At 68.8% G+C, this 25,196-nt stretch carries 23 protein-coding genes and 4 tRNA genes; 13 read left to right on the top strand and 14 right to left on the bottom strand.

From position 1 onward, the window contains the following. The first annotated feature begins 5 nt into the window (after positions 1-5). The 3 genes from AC2DFQ_RS03225 to AC2DFQ_RS03235 all read left to right on the top strand — a co-directional run bounded on the left by AC2DFQ_RS03225 (position 6) and on the right by AC2DFQ_RS03235 (position 2,143). Positions 6-974, top strand: coding sequence for a carbohydrate ABC transporter permease (locus AC2DFQ_RS03225; RefSeq protein ID WP_484509273.1), 969 nt, complete (start codon positions 6-8; stop codon positions 972-974). Beyond that, on the top strand, positions 971-1,807 hold the full coding sequence (locus AC2DFQ_RS03230) for a carbohydrate ABC transporter permease (RefSeq protein WP_484509272.1): 837 nt from the start codon (positions 971-973) through the stop codon (positions 1,805-1,807). Before AC2DFQ_RS03225 ends, AC2DFQ_RS03230 begins: the two co-directional genes overlap by 4 nt. A 183-nt stretch (positions 1,808-1,990) precedes the next feature. Further along, on the top strand, positions 1,991-2,143 hold the full coding sequence (locus AC2DFQ_RS03235; protein ID WP_484509271.1) for a hypothetical protein: 153 nt from the start codon (positions 1,991-1,993) through the stop codon (positions 2,141-2,143). A gap of 16 nt (positions 2,144-2,159) precedes the next feature. Here the strand turns inward: AC2DFQ_RS03235 and AC2DFQ_RS03240 are convergent, their stop codons facing one another. Beyond that, the gene (locus tag AC2DFQ_RS03240) at positions 2,160-2,660 is read right to left on the bottom strand and encodes a hypothetical protein (RefSeq protein ID WP_484532922.1); all 501 of its coding nucleotides are present in this window, start codon (positions 2,658-2,660) and stop codon (positions 2,160-2,162) included. A 103-nt stretch (positions 2,661-2,763) separates the two neighbouring features. Beyond that, positions 2,764-3,660 carry a LysR family transcriptional regulator gene (locus AC2DFQ_RS03245; RefSeq protein ID WP_484532923.1) on the bottom strand — a complete coding sequence of 299 codons (897 nt, stop codon included), beginning with the start codon at positions 3,658-3,660 and terminating at the stop codon, positions 2,764-2,766. 168 nt (positions 3,661-3,828) lie between these two features. On the opposite strand from AC2DFQ_RS03245, the gene AC2DFQ_RS03250 reads away from it, so the two are divergent. Further along, complete coding sequence (locus tag AC2DFQ_RS03250) at positions 3,829-5,010, top strand: MFS transporter (RefSeq protein ID WP_484532924.1); 1,182 nt, start codon at positions 3,829-3,831, stop codon at positions 5,008-5,010. Between the two features lie 84 nt (positions 5,011-5,094). On the opposite strand, the gene AC2DFQ_RS03255 is transcribed toward AC2DFQ_RS03250, so the two are convergent. Beyond that, complete coding sequence (locus AC2DFQ_RS03255) at positions 5,095-5,439, bottom strand: hypothetical protein (protein WP_484532925.1); 345 nt, start codon at positions 5,437-5,439, stop codon at positions 5,095-5,097. 108 nt (positions 5,440-5,547) lie between these two features. Here AC2DFQ_RS03255 and AC2DFQ_RS03260 point away from each other — a divergent pair, with 108 nt between their 5' ends. After that, positions 5,548-6,369 carry a zinc-ribbon domain-containing protein gene (locus AC2DFQ_RS03260; protein WP_484532926.1) on the top strand — a complete coding sequence of 274 codons (822 nt, stop codon included), beginning with the start codon at positions 5,548-5,550 and terminating at the stop codon, positions 6,367-6,369. Between the two features lie 30 nt (positions 6,370-6,399). On the opposite strand, the gene AC2DFQ_RS03265 is transcribed toward AC2DFQ_RS03260, so the two are convergent. The 4 genes from AC2DFQ_RS03265 to AC2DFQ_RS03280 all read right to left on the bottom strand — a co-directional run bounded on the left by AC2DFQ_RS03265 (position 6,400) and on the right by AC2DFQ_RS03280 (position 7,366). Continuing rightward, on the bottom strand, positions 6,400-6,792 hold the full coding sequence (locus tag AC2DFQ_RS03265; protein WP_484532927.1) for a hypothetical protein: 393 nt from the start codon (positions 6,790-6,792) through the stop codon (positions 6,400-6,402). A 266-nt stretch (positions 6,793-7,058) separates the two neighbouring features. Then, positions 7,059-7,130, bottom strand: a tRNA-Val gene (locus AC2DFQ_RS03270). 26 nt (positions 7,131-7,156) lie between these two features. Further along, positions 7,157-7,230: transfer RNA gene (locus AC2DFQ_RS03275), tRNA-Cys, on the bottom strand. Between the two features lie 63 nt (positions 7,231-7,293). Beyond that, positions 7,294-7,366 (bottom strand) — tRNA-Gly (locus AC2DFQ_RS03280). Positions 7,367-7,513: 147 nt separating this feature from the next. Here AC2DFQ_RS03280 and AC2DFQ_RS03285 point away from each other — a divergent pair. Continuing rightward, a tRNA-Val gene (locus AC2DFQ_RS03285) sits at positions 7,514-7,589 on the top strand. A gap of 56 nt (positions 7,590-7,645) precedes the next feature. On the opposite strand, the gene AC2DFQ_RS03290 is transcribed toward AC2DFQ_RS03285, so the two are convergent. The 4 genes from AC2DFQ_RS03290 to zapE form a co-directional block, all read right to left on the bottom strand. Next, positions 7,646-8,014 carry a hypothetical protein gene (locus tag AC2DFQ_RS03290; RefSeq protein WP_484532928.1) on the bottom strand — a complete coding sequence of 123 codons (369 nt, stop codon included), beginning with the start codon at positions 8,012-8,014 and terminating at the stop codon, positions 7,646-7,648. A 308-nt stretch (positions 8,015-8,322) separates the two neighbouring features. Beyond that, positions 8,323-8,841, bottom strand: coding sequence for a type II toxin-antitoxin system PemK/MazF family toxin (locus AC2DFQ_RS03295; protein ID WP_484532929.1), 519 nt, complete (start codon positions 8,839-8,841; stop codon positions 8,323-8,325). Positions 8,842-8,920: 79 nt separating this feature from the next. Then, positions 8,921-10,189: an ammonium transporter gene (locus tag AC2DFQ_RS03300; protein ID WP_484509262.1), complete on the bottom strand. Its 1,269-nt coding sequence runs from the start codon at positions 10,187-10,189 to the stop codon at positions 8,921-8,923. Positions 10,190-10,366: 177 nt separating this feature from the next. Beyond that, positions 10,367-11,407 (bottom strand): cell division protein ZapE, encoded by a 1,041-nt coding sequence (gene zapE, locus AC2DFQ_RS03305; RefSeq protein ID WP_484532930.1) that lies wholly within the window; start codon positions 11,405-11,407, stop codon positions 10,367-10,369. 119 nt (positions 11,408-11,526) lie between these two features. Between zapE and AC2DFQ_RS03310 the strand changes: the two genes are divergently transcribed. The 3 genes from AC2DFQ_RS03310 to AC2DFQ_RS03320 all read left to right on the top strand — a co-directional run bounded on the left by AC2DFQ_RS03310 (position 11,527) and on the right by AC2DFQ_RS03320 (position 13,678). Beyond that, positions 11,527-12,432 carry a sulfurtransferase gene (locus AC2DFQ_RS03310; protein ID WP_484532931.1) on the top strand — a complete coding sequence of 302 codons (906 nt, stop codon included), beginning with the start codon at positions 11,527-11,529 and terminating at the stop codon, positions 12,430-12,432. Between the two features lie 69 nt (positions 12,433-12,501). Then, the gene (locus AC2DFQ_RS03315) at positions 12,502-12,942 is read left to right on the top strand and encodes a SufE family protein (RefSeq protein WP_484532932.1); all 441 of its coding nucleotides are present in this window, start codon (positions 12,502-12,504) and stop codon (positions 12,940-12,942) included. A 7-nt stretch (positions 12,943-12,949) separates the two neighbouring features. Beyond that, positions 12,950-13,678, top strand: coding sequence for a dihydrofolate reductase family protein (locus tag AC2DFQ_RS03320; RefSeq protein ID WP_484532933.1), 729 nt, complete (start codon positions 12,950-12,952; stop codon positions 13,676-13,678). Here AC2DFQ_RS03320 and AC2DFQ_RS03325 read toward each other — a convergent pair. Beyond that, positions 13,620-14,843 carry an alpha/beta hydrolase family protein gene (locus AC2DFQ_RS03325; protein WP_484532934.1) on the bottom strand — a complete coding sequence of 408 codons (1,224 nt, stop codon included), beginning with the start codon at positions 14,841-14,843 and terminating at the stop codon, positions 13,620-13,622. The two genes, AC2DFQ_RS03320 and AC2DFQ_RS03325, sit on opposite strands and share 59 nt — an antisense overlap. 25 nt (positions 14,844-14,868) lie before the next feature. Here AC2DFQ_RS03325 and AC2DFQ_RS03330 point away from each other — a divergent pair, with 25 nt between their 5' ends. The 4 genes from AC2DFQ_RS03330 to AC2DFQ_RS03345 all read left to right on the top strand — a co-directional run bounded on the left by AC2DFQ_RS03330 (position 14,869) and on the right by AC2DFQ_RS03345 (position 20,077). After that, positions 14,869-15,459 carry a DUF3000 domain-containing protein gene (locus AC2DFQ_RS03330; RefSeq protein ID WP_484509256.1) on the top strand — a complete coding sequence of 197 codons (591 nt, stop codon included), beginning with the start codon at positions 14,869-14,871 and terminating at the stop codon, positions 15,457-15,459. Continuing rightward, positions 15,452-16,648 carry a ribonuclease D gene (locus tag AC2DFQ_RS03335; RefSeq protein WP_484532935.1) on the top strand — a complete coding sequence of 399 codons (1,197 nt, stop codon included), beginning with the start codon at positions 15,452-15,454 and terminating at the stop codon, positions 16,646-16,648. The genes AC2DFQ_RS03330 and AC2DFQ_RS03335 overlap by 8 nt, the downstream gene beginning before the upstream one ends. A 72-nt stretch (positions 16,649-16,720) precedes the next feature. After that, positions 16,721-17,926 (top strand): thiolase family protein, encoded by a 1,206-nt coding sequence (locus tag AC2DFQ_RS03340; protein WP_484532936.1) that lies wholly within the window; start codon positions 16,721-16,723, stop codon positions 17,924-17,926. A gap of 6 nt (positions 17,927-17,932) precedes the next feature. Continuing rightward, positions 17,933-20,077, top strand: coding sequence for a 3-hydroxyacyl-CoA dehydrogenase NAD-binding domain-containing protein (locus AC2DFQ_RS03345; RefSeq protein WP_484532937.1), 2,145 nt, complete (start codon positions 17,933-17,935; stop codon positions 20,075-20,077). 72 nt (positions 20,078-20,149) lie between these two features. Here AC2DFQ_RS03345 and dxs read toward each other — a convergent pair whose 3' ends face one another. Both dxs and AC2DFQ_RS03355 read right to left on the bottom strand, forming a co-directional pair. Continuing rightward, positions 20,150-22,108 (bottom strand): 1-deoxy-D-xylulose-5-phosphate synthase, encoded by a 1,959-nt coding sequence (dxs, locus tag AC2DFQ_RS03350; protein ID WP_484532938.1) that lies wholly within the window; start codon positions 22,106-22,108, stop codon positions 20,150-20,152. A 168-nt stretch (positions 22,109-22,276) separates the two neighbouring features. Continuing rightward, the gene (locus AC2DFQ_RS03355) at positions 22,277-25,144 is read right to left on the bottom strand and encodes an aconitate hydratase (RefSeq protein ID WP_484509251.1); all 2,868 of its coding nucleotides are present in this window, start codon (positions 25,142-25,144) and stop codon (positions 22,277-22,279) included. Between the last annotated feature and the right edge of the window lie 52 nt (positions 25,145-25,196).

The raw sequence follows: 25,196 nt of genomic DNA on the forward strand, positions 1-25,196 counted from the left end.
CACGCGTGGTCGACACACTCCGGGAGCGGCGTCCCCCCGCGGACGCCGCTCCCGAGCGCCCCTCGGGTGATCGCGGTTCGCGGCGGCGGGCGTTCACGCGCCGCCGCGCGGGGACGATCGCTCTGTTCCTGGCGCCCGCATTCCTGTTCGTTGCCGTCTTCACCTACTACCCGATGGTCTCCGGCAGCCTCGGGGCATTCCGCACCTGGACGATCTACAACGTCACCGAGCAGCCCTGGACCGGCCTGGAGAACTTCCGCGCCGTCCTGTCCGACCCGCTGTTCTACAACACCGTCGGCAACACGATCGTCTGGGTCGTCGGGTCGATCGTGCCGCAGTTCGTGATCGGCTTCGCACTCGCCCTGTGGATGCGGCGCAAGTTCCGTTTCCGCGGTGTGTACCAGGCGCTGGTGTTCTTCCCGTGGGCGATCTCGGGCTTTCTCATCGGCATCCTCTTCCGCTGGATGTTCAACAGCGAGTTCGGCGTCATCAACGACCTGCTGATGCGGTCGGGCCTGGTCGACAGTCCGCTGCCCTGGCTGGCGACGCCGGCGCTGGCGATGCCCGCGGTGATCATCGCCAACGTCTGGTACGGCGTCACCTTCTTCGCCATCATGATCCTCGCCGCGTTGCAGTCGGTGCCCGATGAGCTCTACGAGGCGGCGGCGCTGGACGGTGCGGGGAAGCTGCGCGTCTTCTGGAACGTCACCATCCCCTACATCCGCACCACCTTGGCGCTGACCGTGCTGTTGCGAACGATCTGGATCTTCAACTTCCCGGATCTCATCTTCGGGATGACCGCCGGGGGTCCCGGGGGTCGCACGCACATCGTCACGAGCTACATGATCGCCACCACCCAGCAGGGAGAGTTCGGGCGCGCCAGTGCCCTCGGCCTGATCGTCATGCTCGTCCTCGCGATCTTCGCGGTGTTCTACCTGCTGGCGACGCGGGAGAAGAAGGAGGTCTCCCGGTGATCACCACACAGTCCCGGACCAGCAAGATCGTGCGCTTCGTGGCGCTGGGGATCTGGTTGGTCATCACCCTCTTCCCCCTCTACTGGATCGTCGTGACGGCGCTGAAGCCCCGCAACGACATCTACGCCTTCCCGGTGGAGTACTGGCCGCAGACGTTCTCGTTCGAGAACTTCGAGAACCTGTTCCGGGTGTCGAACTTCGGCACGTACCTGCTCAACAGCATCATCGTGTCCGTCGTGGCCGCGATACTGGTCACTCTGATCTCGCTGTTGTCGGGGTACATCCTGGCCCGCTTCGAGTTCCGCGCGAAGACGACGGTGCTGATGGCGTTCCTCGTCACCCAGATGATCCCCGGCTTCATCGCACTCGGTCCGCTCTACCAGCTGATGGTCGACCTGAACCTCGTCAACGACCGGACGGGACTCGTGCTGGTGTACATCGCCATGTGCATACCGTTCTCCACGATCCTGCTGCGCGGGTTCTTCGAGAACGTTCCCGACGCCCTGGAAGAAGCGGCGATGATCGACGGATGCAGCCGCATCACGGCGCTGTTCCGGGTGATCGTGCCCGTCATGACCCCGGGGATCGTCGCCGCGTTCATCTTCAACTTCGTCAGCTGCTGGAACGAGTTGTTCCTGTCCGTCACGCTGCTGACATCGGACGCGAACAAGACGGTGCCGACGGCGCTGAACGGGTTCATCACCAGTTACAACATCGACTGGGGTTCGATGACCGCCGCCGCCGTGCTGACGATCATCCCGACCATGGTGCTGTTCGCCTTCGCCAGCAAGTACATCGTCCAGGGGCTCACGTCGGGGGCCGTGAAGGGCTGAGAGGGCGCCTCGGCGCTCTGGTCGGGTGCCGTGGTACTGGGCGGCGACGTCACCGTCCGGAACCCGCGGCGCGGGTGATCGCGTCCGCACCGGCGCGATGTGTGCGGGGGCCGTGGACGCGACGGGTGTGACGCTGTGGCTGGACGTTCACGGCGCCGTACGCGACCTGTGCGCGGCGCTCGGATGGGGGTCAACGCCCTGGCGTACCGGTTGCGTGGCACGGCGCTGTTCCTCTCCATCGACCCCGCCTCGCGCAGCGACGCGGTGGACGAGGACGTCACCTACCGCTGGGAGCAGCCCTGGGGCGCCACCGACCGGCCCGACGACGCGGAGTGAGCACCCGCATCGCCGCTCAGCCGCAGATGTCGCGCATGCCCTCCGCGGATGTCTGCAGGTCGGCGGCGGCCGTCTGCATTGCGGCGACCTGCTCCTCGGTCGGTGTGCCTGACTGCAGGGCCACCAGCTGATCGGCGAAGGACGCGAACTGAGCCTGGAAGGCGCTGAGGGCCGTTCCCACCTCGTTATTCGTGATCTGCCCCGCGGCGTCGCCGAGGCCGGTCTCGATGGTTTCCAGCGCTGACATCACGGCGGCCTGGTCCGACGGATCGGTGAGCGCGGCGTTCACGTCCTCCTGGACCGACGCCATGGTGTCGTTCGCGATGAGGCATGCCTCCTCGACGGTCTGCTCCCCGCCGGCGGGCGCCGAGCTCTCCGTCGTGGGCTCCTGGCTGGCCGACGTGCTCGGCGTCGGGGTCGGGGTCGGGCTCGGTTCGGCGGGTCCGCCGCATCCGGTCAACGCGAAGACAGCCGCGGCGGCGAGAAGAGTGAGCGTCGGGATCATCGGCTTGCGCATCGGGGGTTCCGTTCGGGGTCTGGGGGGCACGCGTGTACCCCCACGACTCTGCCAGACCCGGCGGCGCCGCGAAGCGCGTGCGCGTCGGAGAGGGATGCAGCCCTCAGCGGGTGTCGGCGAGCGTTTCTCGGATGAGCTCGATCAGGGCCGCCGCTGCCGCGCTTGGACGACGATCTGCCGGACTGGCGAGCGACATCGGCCACAGGAGCTCGGCGTCGAGGAGGGGAACAGTGCTCACCGCCGCGTCGGCGCGGTTGGCGAACCGCGGGAGCAGGGCGATTCCGAGCCCATGCCCGACGAAGTCGCTGATGGTCCCCACGTCCGCGACCTCGATGGTCACCCGGCGGGACACTCCGGCGTCGCTGAAGGCCCGATCGACCAGCGTGCGATTGCCGTAGCCGACGGGAGAGTCGATGAAGTCGAGACCAGCGAGGTCGCCGAGCCGCGCAGAGCCGTGCGCCGCCAGCGCGTGCCCGGTCGGCACGATGAGGTCGATGGGTACCCGGGCGACATCGACCAGCTCGATGGAGGCCGGGCGACCTCCGGGCATCGACACGAGTGCCAGGTCGAGTCGCCTCTCCCCCAGGGCTTCGACGAGCCCCTGCGAACCCCCGCTCGGTGCCGCCGTCACCTGCACCGAGACGTGAGGGTGCCGCACACGGAACCGCCCGAGGATGGCGGCCAGATCGACGATCCCGACCGACGTCATCGTCCCGATCCGGACGGTGCCGCGGATTCCGCCCTGCACAGCGCCGACCGCATCCCGCGCATCTGCGGCAGCCTGCAGGGTCTTGCGCGCCTCCACGAGGAGTGCTGCCCCGGCCTCCGTGAGCTCCACGCGCTTGGTGCTGCGCTCCAGCAGCACCGCGCCCAGCTCTTTCTCCAGCGACTTGATCGCCGCTGAGACCGCCGACTGCACGACGTGCACCCGCGCCGCCCCCCGGGTGAAGCTCCGCTCCTCGGCGACGGCGACGAAATACTCCAGGTGGCGTAACTCCATCGGGCAATTATCGCCGATCGCGATCATCATCACCGGGATTAGGCGTTGGACTTGATCGAAACCGAAGCGCAGGCTGGTGATCCCACCACTTTTCTGGAGCCCCGCGTGTCCGCTGCCACCGCACCCGTCCCGATCCACCCTGCCCTCCACCGACGGACGCGTACGCATGTGCGCCATCACGCCGGGTTCTGGATGATCGCGTTCGCGTTCTTCGTGGCGATGGCGTTCTCGGCCCTGCCTGCGCCGCTGTATCCCCTGTACCAGGAGCGCGACGGGTTCTCCACGTTCACGATCACGATCATCTTCGCGGCGTACGGGGTGGGGGTCATCGTCAGCCTGATGCTCGCCGGACATGTCTCCGACTGGGTCGGGCGGAAGAAGATCCTCCTTCCCGCCCTCGCGCTGGAGTTGGCCGCTGCCGTCCTCTTCCTCACGGTTCCGGACTTGTGGGCGATCCTCGTCGCCCGCCTCCTCTCGGGACTCGGGATCGGGATGCTGACCGCCACCGCGACGGCGCACCTGCACGACCTGCACGCGAAGCACCGGCCCGATGCGTCCAAGCGCCGCTTCGAGATCGTCTCGACGGCCGCCAACCTCGGTGGCATCGGCTCGGGGCCGCTCATCGCGGGCCTGCTCGCACAGTACGTCGACGCCCCGTTGACCACGCCGTACGTGGTCTTCGCCGTCCTGCTCGTACTCAGCGTCATCGGGGTGCTGCTCACCCCCGAGACGGTCGAGGAGCGCCTCGTGAAGCCGCGCTACCGTCCGCAGCGGGTGAGCGCGCAGCACGGTGATCGCGTGGCGTTCCTGGGCGCGCTGGCCTCGGGATTCGTCGCGTTCGCCCTGCTCGGACTCTTCACCTCGGTCGCGCCGGGGTTCATCGCCGGGTCTCTGGATGAGTCGTCCCGCGCGGTCGCAGGAGGCGTCGTCTTCGTCGTCTTCGCCACTGCTGCGGTGGCCCAGACCGCGACGACCCGGATGGCGCTCGCGAGCCGACGGCTCTATGGACTCGCCGCCCTCGCGGCCGGCCTCGTCGTGCTCGTCGTCGGAATGGCGTCCGTCAGCCTGCCGGCCTTCCTCGTCGGCGGCATCCTCGCCGGTGCGGGCGCCGGCATGCTCTTCACCGCCGCGATCGGCACGGTATCGGCCGGGGCGGCCCCGGAGAGGCGGGGCGAGGCGCTCGCGGGGCTCTTCCTGGTCTCCTACCTCGGATTGAGCGTGCCCGCGGTGGGAATCGGCGTGGCCACCCTCGTGGTCACCCCGCTCGCCGCAATGGGCGGGCTCGCGGTCATCCTGCTCCTGGTCATCGTCGGTCTCGGCGTGCTCACCGTTCGCGGCCGACGCGCGTGAGGCGAACCCGGCCGTGAGGCGAACCCGCCCGTGAGGCGAACCCGGCCGTGGCGCTGAACCGCCCGTGTGAAACGAATCTCGCTCTCAGGCCGGCGGGTTCGAGCCGGCCGGGCGTTCGACCGCCGAGGCCCATACCCACGTCCGCATCTGCGTCTCGCCCACCCGGAACCGGATGCCGATGGCCCGCGGCGTCCATCGCAGGGCCTCCGCATCCACCCGCACCGGGCTATCGCCGAAGCGCACCCACGCCCGCACGGGTTCGGGGATCGGCGTGATGGTGAGCGGATGCCGGTCGAGTTCGAGCTCCCCCGGAGACAGCGTCTGCAGCGGCCCATCGCGTGAGACGCGCTCGAGGATGCGGTCATCCATGCGCGCGTCGACGCGATGCGCGTATCGCCGATTCGTCCCCACCGCCCTGCCTCCTGCCACCCCGACCCTAGGTGTGAGCGACGACATGGCCACCGCACCCCGAAGCGTCTGCGGCGACGTCGAGCCGGAGCCGCGTGCCTGGGGGTGGTTGGCGTTATGGTCACGCGCATGGCGGAGCGCGTCGAGCTGTGGTGGGCGCGTCGGCAGTTCTCCAAGGGCGCCGACGTGCCGTATCCGGTGGGGACGTATCGCGAGGCATGGGCGCCGTACCCGATGCTGATCCGGCTGTACCATCCCGACCTGAACGCCGGGATCACCCTCACGCAGATCCCTCCGGCCGCTGACGTGCTGCTGTGCTGGCAGTGCGATGCCGGTCACCGATTCGCCGCGACACCCGCCGAGCAGCGCAGCCGGCCGGGGCGGGAACGCCGCCGGTCGGCCTGGTGCCCGGACTGCGCCGCGCTGGCCAGGCCCGTGCCCGTCCGAACGCCGGACTCCCCGCCCCGGCCGCCCAAGGCGAAGAGAGTGCTCTGCGCGAAGACGCCGGAGCTGCCCGCGGGTGACGCGTTCGTGAGCGAATGCGCACCGAAACCCGCGTCGGCCGTTGAAGCACGGCTGCGTGCGGAGCTGTTCGCGCGCCTGGCTCTCACCCCAGGGTTCAACGCGGTCCGCACCGCGCGACCCTTCTTCGAGCACCTCGAGGTCTGGCCCGACATCCTCCTCCCGGAGCTGCACATCGCCGTGGAGTACGACAGCACCGGCCGCCACGGGCTCGAGCACGTCGGCGCTCGCGAGCAGTCCGACCGGAGGAAGGATCGGCTGCTGCGCACCGCGGGATGGGAGGTCGTGCGCATCCGGACGGGGAAGCTGGAGAAGCTCGGCCCCTACGACCTGCAGCTGAACGCGCTCGGGCAGCGCCGCGTCGATCGCGTCGTGGACACCCTCCGCGACATCCGCGGCCCTCTCGTCATCGACGCGTACCTGCGGTGACCGCGACGCCGCAATCCGGAGGGGGTCGGCTCAGCTTGGCGTGTCAGCCGTGCCATTGCGGAGCGCTGAGGTTCCCTGGAGCTCTTCCTGACGCTCAGATCTCGCCGCGGCGCTGACCTTCCGGCCGTGGATGAAGAGGAGGAGGACCTTTCGCCAGTACGGTTCGCCGACCGCCAATGGGCTGGACCCATGCTCCGCCGCGGCGGACAACAATGCCGTGACACCTAGCGCGACAACCAACAGTGGGCCAGCCCACACCGCCCGCGTAAGGTACGGCCAGATCAGAGCGAGGAAGACGACAAAGACCAGAACGAAGCCCACCCACGCCCGGCGGGACTCCGCCTTGATGAGGAGGCCCAGACCGATGCCGAAGACGAGAGACGCCAGGTAGACACCCGCCTCACTTGTCAGAAGTTCACCCATTTCGATTCCTGTTTCAGTGGTCGGTCGAAGGCTGCATACGGCTAGCACTGGGTGTGGCTCATCGCTCCCGGGAGCGATGAGCCACCATGACGTGGAGGGCCCTCTCGCGACAGGTTGTTCGCGGTGGCGGCCTGAACCTGAAGGTAGCCCAACCACGCGCCGCGCGCGATAAGGAGCGTGTGATCTTCACCAGCGCTGCCCCGAACCGGGGGGGCGGACGCACGCCGACAACGCAGAAAACCCCCGGAAATCCGGGGGTTTTGTTGTGCGCGATACTGGGATCGAACCAGTGACCTCTTCCGTGTCAGGGAAGCGCGCTACCGCTGCGCCAATCGCGCCCTAAAAGGCTATTCGGTTATGTGAGTGGAGGTGGCGACGGGATTCGAACCCGTGTAAACGGCTTTGCAGGCCGGTGCCTAGCCGCTCGGCCACGCCACCGTGTGTGGTTCGACCCACGTGTCGTGATCGGCTTTCGGGTTTCCCCGGGTGGCGATCCACTCGAGCGGATGACGAGACTCGAACTCGCGACCCCAACCTTGGCAAGGTTGTGCGCTACCAACTGCGCTACATCCGCGTATCCAGGTTTCCCCGGGCACTCGAATGACTTTATCCCATCCCGACCCCTCCTTCAAACCAGCACGCCCCGAGCGTGTCGCCGGGCCACGCGGTCAGCGGCGGACGCGGCATCCGGTAATATCGACCACGGCCCTGCGGGGCCGACGGGCGATTGGCGCAGTTGGTAGCGCGCTTCCTTCACACGGAAGAGGTCATCGGTTCGAGTCCGGTATCGCCCACCACCGAGTATCCGCAGGTTGAACCCGCGCGTCGCCGCCAGAACCGCCGGCTATCAGGCTCACTGGTTGAGTCGGTCGACCTCCGCAACCAGTTCGAGGCGGGTCAGCAGAAGCTCGCCGTCAGAGGCCATACCGCCGAGCGGGTAGAAGGCCACCAGGACAGCGACGAACGCAAACAGCGGGACTTGCCGCCATCGCCTCTCCCAGAGTGTGACGCCGAGTGCGGCGGCGGCGGCGAGGATTGCGATGGTCCGGCCGGCGACAGCGGCGAACGCCATTCGAACCGCTGTGTCCTCGGTGAGGGGCCCCCAGCTGTTGCATGCGAGCACGAGCGCGAACGGGATGATGAAGATCCCCAGCGACAGGATGAGCGTCCGGCTGACGCGGCGGCGGCGGTGAGTGGACGGCTCGGCGACGGCAGCGCTCATGCGGCGACCACATCCGGCCCCGGCATACGTAGTGAAGCCCCCGGCTGGCATCCTTGCGGATGTCGGCCGGGGGCTTTGGTTGTTCCCGGGTCGCCCCGGTCACAGCTCGGTCTGCCGCACTCGCTCAGCTTCTCCCGCAACCCCCAGGCGGTTCGAATCCGATTGCGTGCATTCGGCAGTCCGTCTTTGCCGTTCTCGCCACTCCCCAGTGGCCCGAACGCATTTGCAACGCTAGCGGTCAGCTGGCGCCCATTTGGGCGTCTTCAGGGTTACTTCAGGAAGCATCGCGGATACCTTGCGGAACGCGCTCAGGCGCCGGTGCGCCAGCCGTACCGACGACGCAGACCCGCCGCCACGCGCGCGAAGCGGGCGGCGTCGAGGGCGGAGGCTTCGCGACGCATGCCGTGCTCGTGCACGCTGTAGAGCTGGCTGATGTCCACCCAGGAGGGCCGGTGCCGGGCGTCCCACTCCCCCGGGCCGAGCGCCACGTAGTCGGCGGAGCCGTCATGCGCGGTGCTCGTGAGGCGAACGGCGTAGACGCGGTCGGGGCTCTGCCGTCCGATGACGAGCACGGGGCGATCCTTGCCGCGACCGTCGCGCTCCTCGTAGGGAACCCAGGTCCACACGATCTCGCCCGCGTCCGGCGCACCGTCCGCATCAGGGGCGTAGGCGATGACCAGGCCTTGCACGCCTGGTGGCACCAGCTCCACTGTGGCGGTCGTGCCCGACCCTCCGGGGTCGCCACCTGAAGCCGGCTTCGGGCCCACGGCGCGCCGCGTCGAAGGGCGGAGGAGACGGGAGAGCGCGGAGACGAGTCGAGACGGCACACGCACACCCTAGCGAGCGCGCAGGCACGGCGAAGGGGCGCCGCGGATCACTCCGCGACGCCCCTTCGGACGGTGTGGGTCAGTCCCGGCTGTCGGCCAGAACGTATCCCGCTTCACCGTGGACGATGGTGTCGATGCCGGCGACCTCGTCCTCGTTCTTCACGCGGAAGCCCATGGTCTTCTCGATAGCGAAGCCGATGATGTAGGCCAGGACGAAGGAGTAGACGAGAACCGCGATGGCAGCGATGGCCTGCACGAGCAGCTGCGTGAACTCGCCGCTGTAGACCAGGCCGGTGCCGTTGGCGAAGAAGCCCAGGTAGAGGGTTCCGATCAGACCACCGACGAGGTGGATGCCCACCACGTCCAGCGAGTCATCGAAGCCCCACCGGTACTTCAGCTCCACCGCGAGGGCGCACGCGGCGCCGGCGATCAGGCCCAGCACGATCGCCCAGAACGGCGTCAGCGACGCGCAGGCCGGCGTGATGGCGACGAGGCCCGCGACGGCACCGGATGCGGCGCCCACCGACGTCGGCTTGCCATCCTTGAGCTTCTCGACCAGGAGCCAGGCCAGCAGTGCCGCAGCGGGAGCGGCGATCGTGTTGACGAAGGCGAGCGCGGCGGTGCCGTCGGCGGCGAGCTCGGAGCCGGCGTTGAAGCCGAACCATCCGAACCAGAGCAGGCCGGCACCGAGGAGGACGAACGGCGGGTTGTGCGGGACGTGCACGCCCTTCTGGAAGCCGACGCGCTTGCCGAGCACCAGCGCGAGGGCGAGGGCTGCGGCACCGGCGTTGATGTGAACGGCCGTGCCACCGGCGAAGTCGATCGCGCCGACGCCGAACCACTCCTGCATCCCGTAGGTGATCCAGCCGCCGTACGCGAAGGAGCCGTCGTCACCCAGGCCGAAGTTGAACACCCAGCTGGCGACGGGGAAGTAGACGATCGTGGCCCACAGCGCGGCGAAGACCATCCACGCCCCGAACTTGGCGCGGTCGGCGATGGCGCCCGAGACGAGTGCGACGGTGATGATGGCGAAGGTGGCCTGGAAGGCGACGAAGGCCAGCGGCGGGTAGGCCGCGTCCTCCGGAGTCTCCAGCAGGCTCGACAGGCCGAGAGCCGACCAATCGATCGACCAGGGTGCGATGATCCCCTCAGCTCCGGGGAAGGCGATGGCGTAGCCGTAGAGGACCCAGATCACGCCGATGAGGCCCATCGCCCCGAAGCTCATCATCATCATGCTGATGACGCTCTTGGCCTTGACCAGGCCGCCGTAGAAGAACGCGAGTCCTGGCGTCATCAACAGGACGAGTGCTGCCGCTATCAGGATGAATGCTGTGTTGCCTTGATCCATCTTGGAGAGAACCTCTCTGCAGGGACGCAGGTGTCGCGTCGGGTGCCCCCAGTGTCCCCACCGCGGGTTACCACCGCCTTCCGTGCGCTGTTTCCGGCGTGTTACGGGCAGCGCGTGCGGGTAAACATCGTGTTTCGGCGCACCCCGAGGATCACTCGGATCCTTGACCGGCCGGACTCACGCGTGGGTCAGGGCGACCAGACGCGAGATCGCGCGAAGGTACTTCTTGCGGTAGCCGCCCGCGAGCATCTCAGCACCGAAAACCGCGTTCAGCGGGACGCCGGTGGCCCGGAGCGGGATCTGCGCGTCGTAGGCGCGATCGATGAACGCGACGAGGCGGAGCGCGGCCGATTGGTCCTCCAGCACGGTGACGTCGCGGATCCCGATCAGGGTGACGTCGTCGAGGAGACGGATGAACCGCGAGGGATGCACGCGCGCGAGGTGGGAGACCAGAGCGCCGAACTCGTCGTCGGACGCGACACCGGTCGCGCTGGCCGCGTCGAGCTCGGCCGCGTACTCGTCGGGGGTGCGCACGACGGCCGTGCCGTCGATCGCGCGCTGGCGGTAGTCGGTGCCGTCGATGCGCATCGTGTCGAAACTGGACGCCATCGCGTGGATTTCGCGCAGGAAGTCCTGCGCGGCGAACCGTCCCTCCCCGAGCGCGTTGGGTGGGGTGTTGGATGTCGCGGCCAGACGGGTCCCCGAGGAGACCAGCTCCCCCAGCATCCGCGTCATCACCATGGTGTCGCCCGGGTCGTCCAACTCGAACTCGTCGATGCAGAGGAGGTCGGCGCCGCGGAACAGTTCGACGGTGTTCTGGTAACCCAGCGCCCCCACCAAGGCCGTGTACTCGATGAACGAGCCGAAGTACTTCCGGCGAGCCGGCAGGGCGTGGTAGATCGACGCCAGCAGGTGCGTCTTGCCGACGCCGAACCCGCCGTCCAGGTACACCCCGGGCTTCGTCTCCGGCGCCTTCTTGGCGCGGCGGAAGAATCCGCCGCGGGCCGCGGGCGCTCCCGCGCCGGAGAACGCCATCAACGTCTCCTTCGCCTCCCGCTGCGACGGGTAGGCGTCGTCAGCGCGGTACGAGTCGAACGTCGCCTCGTCGAACTGGGGCGGGGGGACCAGCGCTGCGACCATGTCCGAGCCGGTCACTTCGGGAGTCCGATCCGCCAGATGGACGATCCCGGTCGCGGTGGAGGTGCCTGTCGAGGTCATTCGCCGTCCTGTGTCGCCGTCTTAAGAACGTGGAGCGCGCCCCCCGGAGCGGATCTAGAGTCGAAGGAGGCGTGTCCAGCCTACGCCGAACCACCCACCGTCCCGCCCGAGGAGCCACCATGACCGTCGAGTTCGACACCACGTCCGAGAAGTTCGCCGAGTACGCCGCGCCCGGGCGGCTGGTCACCGGCGAATGGCTCGAGGCGCACCTGGGCGAGCCCGGCCTGGCGGTGGTGGAATCCGACGAAGACGTCCTCCTCTACGAGATCGGCCACATCCCGGGTGCGGTCAAGGTCGACTGGCACACCGAACTGAACGACCCCGTCGTGCGCGACTACATCGACGGCGCGGGCTTCGCCGAACTCATGAGCCGCAAGGGCATCTCCCGCGACGACACCGTCGTCATCTACGGAGACAAGAACAACTGGTGGGCCGCCTACGCGCTGTGGGTCTTCTCGCTGTTCGGTCACGAGGACGTGCGGCTCCTGGACGGCGGACGCGACAAGTGGATCGCCGAAGGACGCCCGATCACCACCGACGCGCCCGCCCCCGCCCCCACCGACTACCCGGTGGTCGAGCGCAACGACGCGCTGCTGCGGGCGTACAAGGAGGACGTGCTCGCCCACCTTGGCCAGCCGCTGGTCGATGTCCGCAGCCCCGAGGAGTACTCCGGCGAGCGGACTACGGCGCCGGCGTACCCCGAAGAGGGCGCTCTGCGGGCCGGTCACATCCCGACCGCGCAGAACGTGCCGTGGGCCAAGGCCGTGGCCGCGGACGGCGGATTCAAGCCGCGCGCAGAACTCGACACGATCTACCGCGAAGGCGCAGGGCTGACGGACAGCGACTCGATCGTGGCGTACTGCCGCATCGGTGAGCGCTCCAGCCACACGTGGTTCGTGCTCCGGCACCTCCTCGGGTTCGAGAACGTGCGCAACTACGACGGCTCGTGGACCGAATGGGGCAGCGCTGTGCGCGTGCCCATCGCCACCGGGAGCGAGCCGGGGGCGCTGCGGCAGGCGCCGTGACCGTCGGCGAGGCCGTGGCGTGACGGCGATCCCGTCCGCCACCATGCGGAGCGTGGGATGATAGCGGGGATGTCCGAAACCGCCCTTCCCGCACCGCTGGCCGCCATCCGTGACGAGTTCCTCGAACTCGACGAGCCGGACCGGCTTCAGCTGCTGCTCGAGTATTCGCAGGAGCTGCCGTCCGTCCCCGCGCAGTACGACGGGCACCCGGAGATGTGCGAACGGGTCGTGGAGTGCCAGTCGCCCGTGTACATCGTGGTGGACGTGGACGCCGACGATCGCGTGGCGATGCACGCCACCGCGCCCGCCGAGGCGCCGACCACCCGCGGATTCGCCAGCATCCTCGTGCAGGGCATGAGCGGGCTCAGCGCGGACGAGGTGCTCGCGATTCCGGACGACTTCCCCCGGAGCATCGGGCTCACCCGTGCGGTCAGCCCGCTCCGCATCGCGGGGATGACCGGAATGCTGCTGCGCGCCAAGCGCCAGGTGCGCGCCAAGCGCGCGGCCTGACATGCGGGTGAGGGAGGTCGTCCCCTCCGCCTCGGGCGACCACGATATCTCCGACGCCGACGGCCGCGCCTGGCTCGAGTCGGTGTACGCGCGGGACGATTCCCGCTACGTGCGTCTGAACATGATCACCTCCCTCACCGGCGCCGCAGCCGGCGCGGACGGCACGAGCAACACCCTCACCAGCCCGACCGACCGGGCGCTGCTCGGAATCATCCGTGCGCATGCGGACGTCGTGGTCGTGGGGGCGGCCACCGTGCGAGCCGAGGGATACCAGGTTCCTCGCCTCGCCCGGCTGGCGATCGTGACGTCGAGCGGCGATCTGGCCGGTCACCGCCTCACGGGCGCCGCCGACCGGGTGCTTCTCGTGTGCCCCGCCGGCCGAGCGGATGAGGTGCGCGCGCGAGCAGATGTCTCCGAGGCCGTGGTTGTGCCTGTCCCCGGCGATGCCGGCGACCTGCACCCGCAGGCGATCGTCGAGGCGTTGGCGGCCCGCGGAATGGAACGGGTCGTCTGCGAGGGCGGGCCGTCACTGGCCGAACGCTTCGCCGCCGCCGGCGCGATCGACGAATACTGCGTTACCGTCGCTCCCGTGCTGGAGGCGCCCGGCACGCCCTTCCTGCCCGTCGCGGCTCGGCTGGACACCGACGTGGTCGGGATGCTTGTCGACGAGGCGGCGTTCAGCTATCTGCGTCTGCGCCCTCGGACGTCAGCCCCTGGCGGCGCAACCACTCCGTGATCGCGGTGGACCACCGTTCCTGGTCGTAGTTCCACAGCTTGGTGTGCCGCGCGACGGAGAAGGTGTGCATCTCCACGAGATCGGGTCGCGCGGCGGCCAGCAGGTGGGATGCGTCGGAGGGCACGAACCCGTCGTCATCGCTGTGCAGCAGGAGGATCGGGTGGTGCAGCTCGGCCGCGCGTGCGACGCCGTCGAGACGGTCGAACGGAATCGCCGTCCCGGTGCGGGCGACAGGAGCTGCCCATTCCGACCCCAGCGCGCTCAGCGCGAGTCCGGTCACGGGAGCCGGGAGGCGCAGCTGTCGGGCCTGATACCCGAGCACGACGCGCCAGTCGACCACCGGCGACTCCAGAATCAGTCCGACGATGACGTCCTGGTGGGGCGAGTTCAGTTCCACCTGGAGCGCGATGGCCCCGCCCATGGACCAGCCCATCACCACCACGCGGCGCGCGCCGGCACGGCGCGCGTACCCGATCGCCGCATCCACGTCGCGCCACTCGGTGGCGCCCAGGGTGTAGGTCCCGGTCCGGCTGCGCGGAGCGTCTCCGTCGTTGCGATAGGACACCAGCATCGAGGTGTAGCCGAGCGAGTGGAAGAGCGCCACGGCGCGCAGGCCCTCGGCGCGCGTCGTGCCGCGGCCGTGCACCTGGATGACCCACAGGTCCGATTCCTCGGCCGCCGGGAAGATCCACGCGGGGCACGGCCCGACCGAGGCGCCGATCAGTTCACTCCGAAACGGCAGCTGCAGGTCTTCCGGACGATCGAAGTACCAGCCGCTGAACGACGCATCCGGAGACAGGCGAGCCCCGGTGCTCACGTGCGTCAGCAGCTTGCGTTTGACGGTGCGCTCGTCTTCGGAGAGCACCGAACCGAGCTTGACGTAGGGCAGCGTGCCGGTCGTGAACAGCCCGTAGCGGCCGGGCAACTCGGTGTCGGGGCTGCGCTCGAGCGTGATGGTCTGCGCGGCCGTGTCCAAGTCGACGATGCGGGTATCGGGCACGCGTGTCGCCGGGGTGACCACTCGGCGGGCGACCCGCAGCGAGATCGCCCCGATCGCGGTGGCCACAACGCCGAGCGACAGCGCCGCCAGCGCGATCGAGGTGCGGAGGACGCCCGCGTACCGGGGTGAGGCGCCGGGGCTCGCGGCGCGCCTGGAGGCGTTCATCGAGGCCTCACTCTAGTCTGTCGCCGTGACCGACCTTCCTCCCGACGGGTCTTCGTCGGCGTTCGCGCACGCAGCCGAAGAACTGCGATCCCTCGCGTTCCGCTCCGACTTCGCCGTCCGGGAGATCCCCGCACCCGCAGGCCTCGCACCCGACGCCCTCGCGCTGGCCGGTGACGTTCGCCCGGAGGACGGAGTCACCGACTCGCCGTACGGCACGGGACGCTTCATCCTCCTCCACGACCCCGACGAGCCCGAGCCGTGGGAAGGCGCCTGGCGCATCGTGTGCTTCGCGCAGGCGCCCCTGGAGACGGAGATCGGCACCGACCCGCTGCTGGCGGATGTCGCGTGGTCATGGCTGACCGACGCACTGGCATCTCGCGGTGCGGTGTACCACTCGGCGTCGGGGACGGCGACCAAGACGCTGTCGAAGGGCTTCGGGTCGCTCGCGGCCCAGGGCGACGGCGCGCAGATCGAATTGCGTGCGTCCTGGACCCCTCAGGGTTCGTTCGGGCCGCACGTGCAAGCATGGGCGGAGCTCGTATGCATGCTGGCCGGTCTACCGCCGGGCTCAGAGGGAATCGCCGTGTTCGGCGCGCGGAGGTCTGTAGGTGACTGAATATGCCGTGATCGCCGACGCGGATGGGTTCTCGGCGGCTGTCGCCGCGCTTCGTAACGGAACCGGGCCCGTGGCCGTCGACGTCGAGCGGGCTTCGGGCTTCCGCTACTCGCAACGCGCCTACCTCATCCAGGTCTTCCGCCGGGGGGCCGGGATCTATCTGTTCGACCCGTCCGAGATCGAGGACTTCTCGCCTCTGCAGGAGGCGATCGGTGATGCGGAATGGGTCTTCCACGCCGCGAGCCAGGACCTGCCGTCACTCCGCGAGCGGGGCCTTGACCCCAGCGAGATCTTCGACACCGAGCTGGCCGCACGCCTGCTCGGACACGAGCGCGTCGGCCTCGGCGCCGTCGTGGAGTCGACTCTCGGCATCTCCCTCGCCAAGGCGCACTCCGCCGCCGACTGGTCGACCCGTCCGCTGCCGCAGTCGTGGCTCGAGTACGCGGCGCTGGACGTGGCGCACCTCGTCGACGTGCGCGATGCGCTCGTGGCCCAGCTCGCCGAGCAGGGCAAAACCGAGTACGCCGCCCAGGAGTTCGCAGCGGTGCGCGAGCGCACGCCCAAGCCGCCTCGGGAGGACCCCTGGCGGCGTCTCAGCGGGCTGCACGCCGTGCGCGGGCGTCGCGCTCTCGCCGTCGCCCGATCTCTGTGGCAGGCGCGCGAGGACTTCGCGCGCGACCAGGATGTCGCGCCTGGGCGCCTCGTCCCGGATCGGTCGCTCGTGGCCGCCGTACTCGGCGATCCGCAGTCCAAGCAGGAACTCGCGAGCATCAAGGAGTTCAACGGTCGGGCCAGTCGCTCGCAGATCGACCGGTGGTGGAACGCCATCGTGGAGGGGCGTGCCGCGACCGAGCTCCCGCCCGACCGCGTGCCCTCGGACTCCCTTCCGCCACCGCGCGCGTGGGCCGATCGCAACCCGGAAGCCGACGCGCGCCTGCGGGCGGTGCGTCCGGTGGTGGAGGCGCGCGCGGAAGAGCTGGGCATGCCGACGGAGAACCTGTTGACCCCGGAGTCGTTGCGGCGCCTCGCGTGGGCTCCCCCGCGGGAACTCACCGCTGAGGAGATCGGCCTCGCCCTGCGGGAGCTCGGGGCCCGGCCCTGGCAGATTGAGCAGACCGCACAGCTAATCGCCGATGCCTTTGTTGATTCCGTCAACGAGCCGGATGAGGCCGCGGCGGACGCTTCGTAGGTTCGATCCAACCGATTCGGGGCGCCGCAGGGCCCCTCCTAGGCTGGCGGCATCCCTACTTTTGGAGGCAGAGTGGCCGAGATCTCGGACGTCTTCTTCGTCGATGGCATGCGCACCCCGTTCGGACGCGCCGGCGAAAAAGGCATGTACTGGAACACCCGCGCCGATGACCTCATCGTCAAGGCGATCATCGGGCTGATGGAGCGCAACGACGCCGTTCCGAAGGACCGCATCGACGACGTGGCCATCGCTGCGACATCGCAGACCGGTGACCAGGGTCTGACCCTGGGACGGACGGCAGCGATCCTCGCGGGGCTGCCGATGACCGTGCCGGGCCTGGCCATCGACCGGATGTGCGCGGGCGCGATGACCGCGGTGTCCACGATGGGAGCCTCGATCGGCTTCGGTCAGTACGACGTGGCTCTGGCCGGCGGTGTCGAGCACATGGGCCGTCATCCGATCGGGGCCAACTCCGACCCGAACCCGCGGTTCGTCGCGGAGAAGCTCGTCGACCCCGGCGCGCTGAACATGGGTGTCACGGCTGAGCGCATCCACGACCGCTTCCCGCACCTGACGAAGGAGCGCGCCGACCGCTACGGGATGCTGAGCCAGCACAAGCTGCAGGCGGCGTACGAGGCCGGCAAGATCCAGCCCGACCTCGTCTCCGTCGCCGTCAAGGATGCCGAGGGCGCGTGGGGCCTGGCCACCGAGGACGAGGGCCGCCGTCCCGAGACGACGATGGAGGGCCTTGCGACGCTCAAGACGCCGTTCCGTCCGCACGGGCGCGTGACGGCGGGTACCTCGTCGCCGCTGACCGACGGTGCGACCATCTCCCTCCTGGCCGGCGGAGACGCCGTCAAGGAACTCGGGCTGAAGCCCAAGATGCGCATGGTCTCGTTCGGTTTCGCCGGCGTGCAGCCGGAGATCATGGGGATCGGTCCGATCCCCTCCACCGAGAAGGCGTTGCGCAAGGCCGGCCTCACGATCGATGACATCGGGCTGTTCGAGCTGAACGAGGCGTTCGCGATCCAGGTGCTCTCCCTGCTGGACCACTTCGGCATCGCCGACGACGACCCGCGCGTGAACCCGTGGGGCGGCGCGATCGCCGTCGGACACCCCCTCGCGGCGTCCGGCGTGCGTCTCATGATCCAGCTCGCCGCCCAGTTCCGGGAGCGCCCGGACGTCCGCTACGGCCTGACGGCCATGTGCGTCGGCCTCGGCCAGGGCGGCTCCGTCATCTGGGAGAACCCCTACTTCAACGGAAAGAAGCGGAAGTAAGCGCGAATGACCAGCTACGACGACATCGATTTCACCGTCCTGGAGTCCCTGTCCGCCGATGAGGTCGTCACGCGCTCGCGTGTGCGCGACATCCGGCTCGCCTCGGGCAGGGTGCTCGCCCTGATCACCCTCGACAACGGTCGTGACCACACGCGCCCCAACACGCTCGGTCCGGCGACGCTGGCTGAGCTCGGCGCCACGCTCGCCCAGCTGAAGGCACGCGCCTCTGCCGGCGAGATCGACGCGGTCGCCATCACCGGGAAGCAGTACATCCTGGCAGCGGGAGCCGACCTCTCCGAGGTGGCCAACCTGCCGTCGAAGGATGTCGCGCGGCTCATCGCACAGCGCGGACACCAGGTGCTCGGCTCGCTCTCCGAGCTGGGCGTTCCCTCGTTCGCGTTCGTGAACGGCCTCGCTCTCGGCGGCGGCCTCGAGATCGCGCTGAACTCCACGTACCGCACCGTGGATGCCTCGGCCGCCGCGATCGCGCTGCCGGAGGTCTTCCTGGGCATCATCCCCGGCTGGGGCGGGGCGTACCTCCTGCCGAACCTCATCGGCATCGAGAATGCCCTCGAGGTGGTCATCTCCAACCCGCTCAAGCAGAACCGGACGCTCAAGCCGAAGCAGGCGTTCGACCTGGGGATCATGGACGCCATCTTCCCCGCCTCGAACTACCTCGAGGATTCTCTGCGCTTCGCCGACGGCGTACTGACCGGCGCGATCAAGGTCACGCGCAAGAACGAGCCCGGCAGGATCGAGCGTCTCACCAAGTGGCCCATCGCGATCAAGATGGCGCGCGGCATGCTCGAAAGTCGCATCGGCACCGTCCCGCGATCGCCCTACGTCGCACTGGATCTGCTCGACAAGGCTCGCAGCGGCACGAAGGCGGACGGTTTCGCGCGCGAGGACGAGGCGCTGGCAGACCTCATCGTGGGCGACCAGTTCGCCGCATCCATGTACGCCTTCGACCTCGTGCAGAAGCGCGCGAAGCGACCCGTGGGCGCCCCGGACAAGGCCCTGGCGAAGAAGGTGACGAAGGTCGGGATCATCGGCGCGGGTCTCATGGCCAGTCAGTTCGCGCTGCTGTTCGTGCGCAAGCTGCAGGTCCCCGTGCTCATCACCGACCTCGACCAGGCGCGGGTGGACAAGGGCGTGGCCCACATCCACGAGGAGATCGGCAAGCTCGAGGCGAAGGGACGACTCGACTCCGACGGTGCGAACCGCCTGCGGGCGCTCGTGCGTGGAACGACCGACAAGAGCGAGTACGCCGACTGTGATTTCGTCATCGAGGCGGTGTTCGAGGAGGTCGGCGTCAAGCAGCAGGTCTTCGCCGAGATCGAATCCCTGGTGGCCGACGACGCGATCCTCGCGACGAACACGTCCTCACTGTCGGTCGAGGCGATCGGTGCGAACCTCGCCCACCCCGAGCGCCTGGTCGGCTTCCACTTCTTCAACCCGGTCGCCGTCATGCCCCTGATCGAGATCGTGCGGACCCCGAGCACGTCGGATGCCGCACTGTCGACGGCGTTCGTCGTTGCCAAGAACCTCGGTAAGAACGCCGTGCTCACCGCCGACTCACCCGGTTTCGTCGTGAACCGCCTGCTGGCCAAGGTCATGGGCGAAGCGGCGCGTGCCCTGTATGAGGGCACCCCCATCGTGGACGTGGAGAAGGCGTTCGCTCCGCTGGGTCTGCCGATGGGGCCGTTCCAGCTCATCGACCTGGTCGGCTGGAAGGTCGCCGCCCATGTGCAGGACACGATGGTGCGCGCCTTCCCTGACCGGTTCTACGCGAACGAGAATTTCCACACCCTGGCCGAGCTGCCCACAGTGGTGGAGAAGGACAAGGGCGGCCGCGTGACCGGCTGGACCAGGGCCGCAGAGAAGCTTCTCAAGCCGGCGGTCGGCTCATCCCCCGCCTCGGCCGACGTCATCCTGCGCCGTGTGCAGGAGGGGTTGGCGGAGGAGATCAAGATCATGCTCGACGAGGGCGTGGTGCCCGCGGTCGAAGACATCGACCTGTGCCTCATCCTGGGCGCCGGCTGGCCGTTCATCGACGGCGGGGCCTCGCCGTACCTCGACCGGGAGGGCGCATCGGAGCGGGCGTTCGGCGACACGTTCCACCACCCGCCCATCCGCGGCATCGGCGCCTGACGGCAGCAGGCAGAAGAGGGCGGCTCCCCCGTGGGGCCGCCCTCTTCGCGCTCGTGCGGGTTCGGGCGGCAGTCAGCGATCCTGGTCGTCGCGACGGGCGGCGACGTCCACGAGCCAGGCCGGCTGCTGCTCCGTCGGGCGGGCGACGGGGATGCGGGTGCCGAGCACCTGCGACACCACATCCTGCGCGATCTTCGCCGGTGTCAGGCCCGCGTCCTCGAGGATCTCGTCGCGAGAGGCATGCGGGATGTACTCATCCGGCACACCGAGCTCGTCCACGGCGGTGTCGATGCCGGCCTCGCGCAGCACCTGGCGGATGCGAGTGCCGACGCCGCCGACACGGATGCCGTCTTCGATCGTGATGACGAGGCGGTGACGGCCGGCCAGCGCGACGATCGACGGCTGGACCGGGATCACCCAGCGCGGGTCGACCACCGTGGCCCCGATGCCCTGTGCCCGCAGCCGGTCGGCGACGTCGACCGCGACATGCGCCATCGGCCCGATCCCGATGAGGAGGACGTCCTCCGCCTCAGGCCGGACCAGGACGTCGACGCCGTCCGGCAGCCGTTCGATCGCGGGAAGGTCGGGGGCGGCTTTGCCTTTCGGGTAGCGCACCACGGTCGGCGCGTCATCCACACCCACCGCCTCGCGCAGCTCCTCGCGGAGGCGCGCCGCGTCGCGGGGCGCGGCGATGCGGATGTGCGGCACGAGCTGCAGCATCGCCAGGTCCCAGATGCCGTGGTGACTGGGGCCATCGGGTCCTGTCACTCCGGCGCGGTCGAGCGCGAAGGTCACCCCGGCACCGTGGAGTCCCACATCCATCAGCATCTGATCGACAGCGCGGTTCATGAAGGTGGCGTACATCGCCACGACGGGGTGCAGTCCGCCGAAGGCCAGTCCCGCGGCCGACGCGACGGCGTGCTGCTCGGCGATGCCCACGTCGTACACCCGCTCAGGGAACCGCTCCGCGAACAACTGCAAACCCGTGGGGCGCAGCATCGCCGCAGTCATCGCGATGACGTCCTCGCGCTCGGCGCCGATCTCGGTGAGCTCCCGCGCGAACACGTCGGTCCAGTCGTCTCCGCCGCTGAGGGACAGCGGCTCCCCCGTCACCGGGTCGATGCGTCCCACCGCATGGAACTGGTCGGCCTCGTCACTGAGCGCCGGCGCGTAGCCGCGGCCCTTCTCCGTGATCGTGTGGACGATGACGGGAGCGCCGTAGGACTTGGCCAGCTCGAGCGTCTCCATCAGCACCTTGAGGTCGTGGCCGTCGACCGGGCCCAGATACTTGATGTCGAGGTTCGAATACAGCGCGGCGTTGTTGACGAAGCGCGAGAGGAACCCGTGCGTGCCACCGCGCACCCCGCGGTACAGCGCACGCGCCGCAGGACCCAGGCGCCGGAACAGCGAATCCGATCCGCGGTGCAGCGTGCGGTACGCGTCGTTGGTGCGCACGCGGTTCAGATAGCGCGCCATCCCGCCGATGGTCGGCGCGTACGAGCGGCCGTTGTCGTTGACGACGATGACGAGGTTGCGATCGTTGTCGTCGCTGATGTTGTTGAGCGCCTCCCACGTCATTCCCCCCGTCAGCGCGCCATCGCCGACGACGGCGACGACGTGCCGGTCGCGCCGACCGGTGCGGCTGAATGCGCGGGAGATGCCGTCGGCCCAGCTGAGGGAGCTCGACGCGTGGGAGGACTCCACGACGTCGTGCGGGCTCTCCGACCGCTGCGGGTAGCCGGCGAGGCCTCCGCGCGAGCGGAGACTGGAGAAGTCCTGCCGGCCCGTGAGCAGCTTGTGGACGTAGGACTGGTGGCCCGTGTCGAAGATGATCGGGTCGGCCGGGGAATCGAAGATGCGGTGCAGGGCGATGGTCAGCTCCACGACACCGAGATTCGGACCCAGGTGGCCGCCGGTGCGGGAGACGTTCTCCACCAGGAACGCACGGATCTCGGCGGCGAGCTGCTGCAGCTGGGTAAGGCTCAGCGCGTCGATGTCGCGCGGAGTCCGAATTGTCGGCAGCAGCTCCATGAGACCCCTCTTCGGCCGGTCGGGGCGCCTGGGCGCCGTGCTGTCGAGTTTAGCCGGGCGGTACTGGACGGTGTCTGCACGCGCGCAATCGGCTCGCCGCGTGTGGGTGCCGCACACAGTAGCGGCCCGCGGGGGTGTGTCCCCGCGGGCCGCTGGTGCTTATCGGTCTCAGACCAGAGAGCGCAGCACGTACTGCAGGATGCCGCCGTTGCGGTAGTAGTCCGCTTCACCGGGCGTGTCGATGCGGACGATCGCGTCGAACTCGACGGTCTGCTTGCCCTCCGCCGAGAACTCGCTCGGCTCGGCGGTGACGCGCACGGTCTTGGGCGTGACGCCGTCGTTGAGCTGCTCGAGGCCGTGGATGGAGACGATCTCCGTGCCGTCCAGCCCGAGCGATGACCAGCTCTCCCCCGCCGGGAACTGCAGCGGAACGACGCCCATGCCGATGAGGTTCGACCGGTGGATGCGCTCGAAGCTCTCCGTGATCACGGCCTTCACGCCGAGGAGGCTCGTGCCCTTGGCGGCCCAGTCACGGGATGAACCGGAGCCGTACTCCTTGCCACCGAAGACCACCAGCGGGGTGTCCTGTGCGGCGTAGTTCTGGCACGCGTCGTAGATGAACGACTGCGGTCCGCCCGGCTGCGTGAAGTCGCGGGTGTAACCGCCCTCGACGATCGCCCCGTCGTTGACGGCGCGCACCAGCTCGTTCTTGAGGCGGATGTTCGCGAACGTGCCGCGGATCATCACCTCGTGGTTGCCACGGCGCGATCCGTAGGAGTTGAAGTCCTTGCGCTCGACGCCGTGCTCGGCGAGGTAGCGCCCCGCGGGGCTGTCGACCTTGATGTTGCCGGCCGGGCTGATGTGGTCGGTGGTGACGGAGTCGCCGAGAGCGGCCATGACCCGGGCACCGGTGATGTCGCGCACCGGAGTGAGCTCCATGGTCATGCCGTCGAAGTACGGGGGCTTCCGCACGTAGGTGGACGATTCGTCCCACTCGAACACGTCGCCGGTCGGGGTGGGAAGGTTCTGCCAGCGCTCGTCGCCATCGAAGACGGTCGCGTACTGACGCGTGAACATCTCCTCGTTGATGGACGAGTCGATCGTCGCCTGCACCTCGGCAGCATCCGGCCAGATGTCCTTGAGGAACACGTCGTTGCCGTCGGAGTCGGTGCCCAGCGGATCGGTCTCGAAGTCGAAGTTCATCGACCCGGCGAGCGAGTAGGCGATGACCAGGGGCGGCGAGGCCAGGTAGTTCATCTTCACGTCGGGGTTGATGCGGCCCTCGAAGTTCCGGTTACCGGAGAGCACCGCGGTGACGGCGAGATCGTTGTCGTTGATGGCCGCGGAGACCTCTTCGATGAGCGGCCCCGAGTTTCCGATGCACGTCGTGCAGCCGTAGCCGACGGTGTAGAAACCGAGGTCTTCGAGGTCCTTGGTGAGGCCGGCCTTCTCGTAGTAGTCGGTGACGACCTTCGATCCCGGCGCGAGCGTGGTCTTGACCCACGGCTTGGCCTTGAGGCCCTTCTTCACCGCGTTGCGGGCGAGCAGGCCCGCCGCGAGCATGACCGACGGATTGGACGTGTTGGTGCACGACGTGATGGCCGCGATCGTCACGGCGCCGTGGTCGAGCATGAAGGACTCGCCACCCTCGAGGGTGACGGGGGTCGGCTTCGACACCGCCGAGGGGGCGTGGTCCAGCGATGCTGCTGCGTGCTCGTGCTGGTGGGTGACCTCGGTGGGCGGCTCGCCCTGGCTCGTCTCGTCCTGGGGCGTGAAGCCGAGCGGGTCGGAGGCAGGGAACGTGGCCTCCACCGCCGCATCCACCGCGGTGTGCGCGCTCGGGTCGGCGTAGTCGAGGAGGTCGTGCTCGAACTGCTCCTTGGAGCGCGACAGCTCGATGCGGTCCTGCGGGCGCTTCGGCCCGGCGATGGAGGGGACGACCGTGGAGAGGTCGAGCTCCATGTACTCGCTGAACACGGGCTCGGTCGCCGGGTCGTGCCACAGGTGCTGCTCCTTGGCGTAGGCCTCGACCAGTGCCACCTGCTCGTCGCTGCGTCCGGTCAGACGCAGGTAGTCGAGGGTGACGTCGTCGATCGGGAAGATCGCGGCGGTCGAGCCGAACTCGGGGCTCATGTTGCCGATGGTGGCGCGGTTGGCCAGTGGCACGGAGGCCACGCCCTCACCGTAGAACTCCACGAACTTGCCCACGACGCCGTGCTTGCGCAGCATGTCGGTGATCGTCAGCACGACATCGGTCGCGGTGACGGCCATCGGGATCGAGCCGGAGAGCTTGAATCCCACGACCTTCGGGATGAGCATCGACACGGGCTGGCCGAGCATGGCCGCCTCGGCCTCGATGCCGCCCACGCCCCACCCGAGGACGCCCAGGCCGTTGACCATGGTGGTGTGCGAGTCGGTGCCCACGCACGTGTCGGGGTAGGCGCGGAGCACGCCGTCGACGGTGCGGTCGTACACGACCTTCGCGAGGTGCTCGATGTTCACCTGGTGCACGATGCCGGTCCCCGGGGGGACGACCTTGAAGTCGTCGAAGGCGCCCTGCCCCCAGCGGAGGAACTGGTACCGCTCGCCGTTGCGCTCGTACTCGATCTCGACGTTGCGCTCGAGGGCGTTCTCCGACCCGAACAGATCGGCGATCACCGAGTGGTCGATGACCATCTCGGCGGGCGAGAGCGGATTGATCCGCGACGGGTCTCCCCCGAGCGCGGCCACGGCCTCGCGCATGGTGGCGAGGTCGACGATGCACGGGACGCCGGTGAAGTCCTGCATGACCACGCGGGCGGGAGTGAACTGGATCTCGGTGTCGGGTTCGGCCGCAGCATCCCACGATCCGAGGGCCTGGATCTGTCCGCTCGTGACGTTGGCGCCATCCTCCGTGCGCAGCAGGTTCTCCAGGAGGACCTTGAGGCTGAAGGGGAGCTTCTCGTACCCGGCGACGGTGTCGATCCGGTAGATCTCGTAGTCGGTGCTGCCGACCGTCAGGGTGCTCTTGGCACCGAAGCTGTCAACCGTGGACACGATCGTCTCCTTCGTCGGCGAATACGGGCCGGGCCCGCTCTCTCATCTTCCC

The organism is Microbacterium sp. Z11_20 (genome assembly GCF_057197605.1).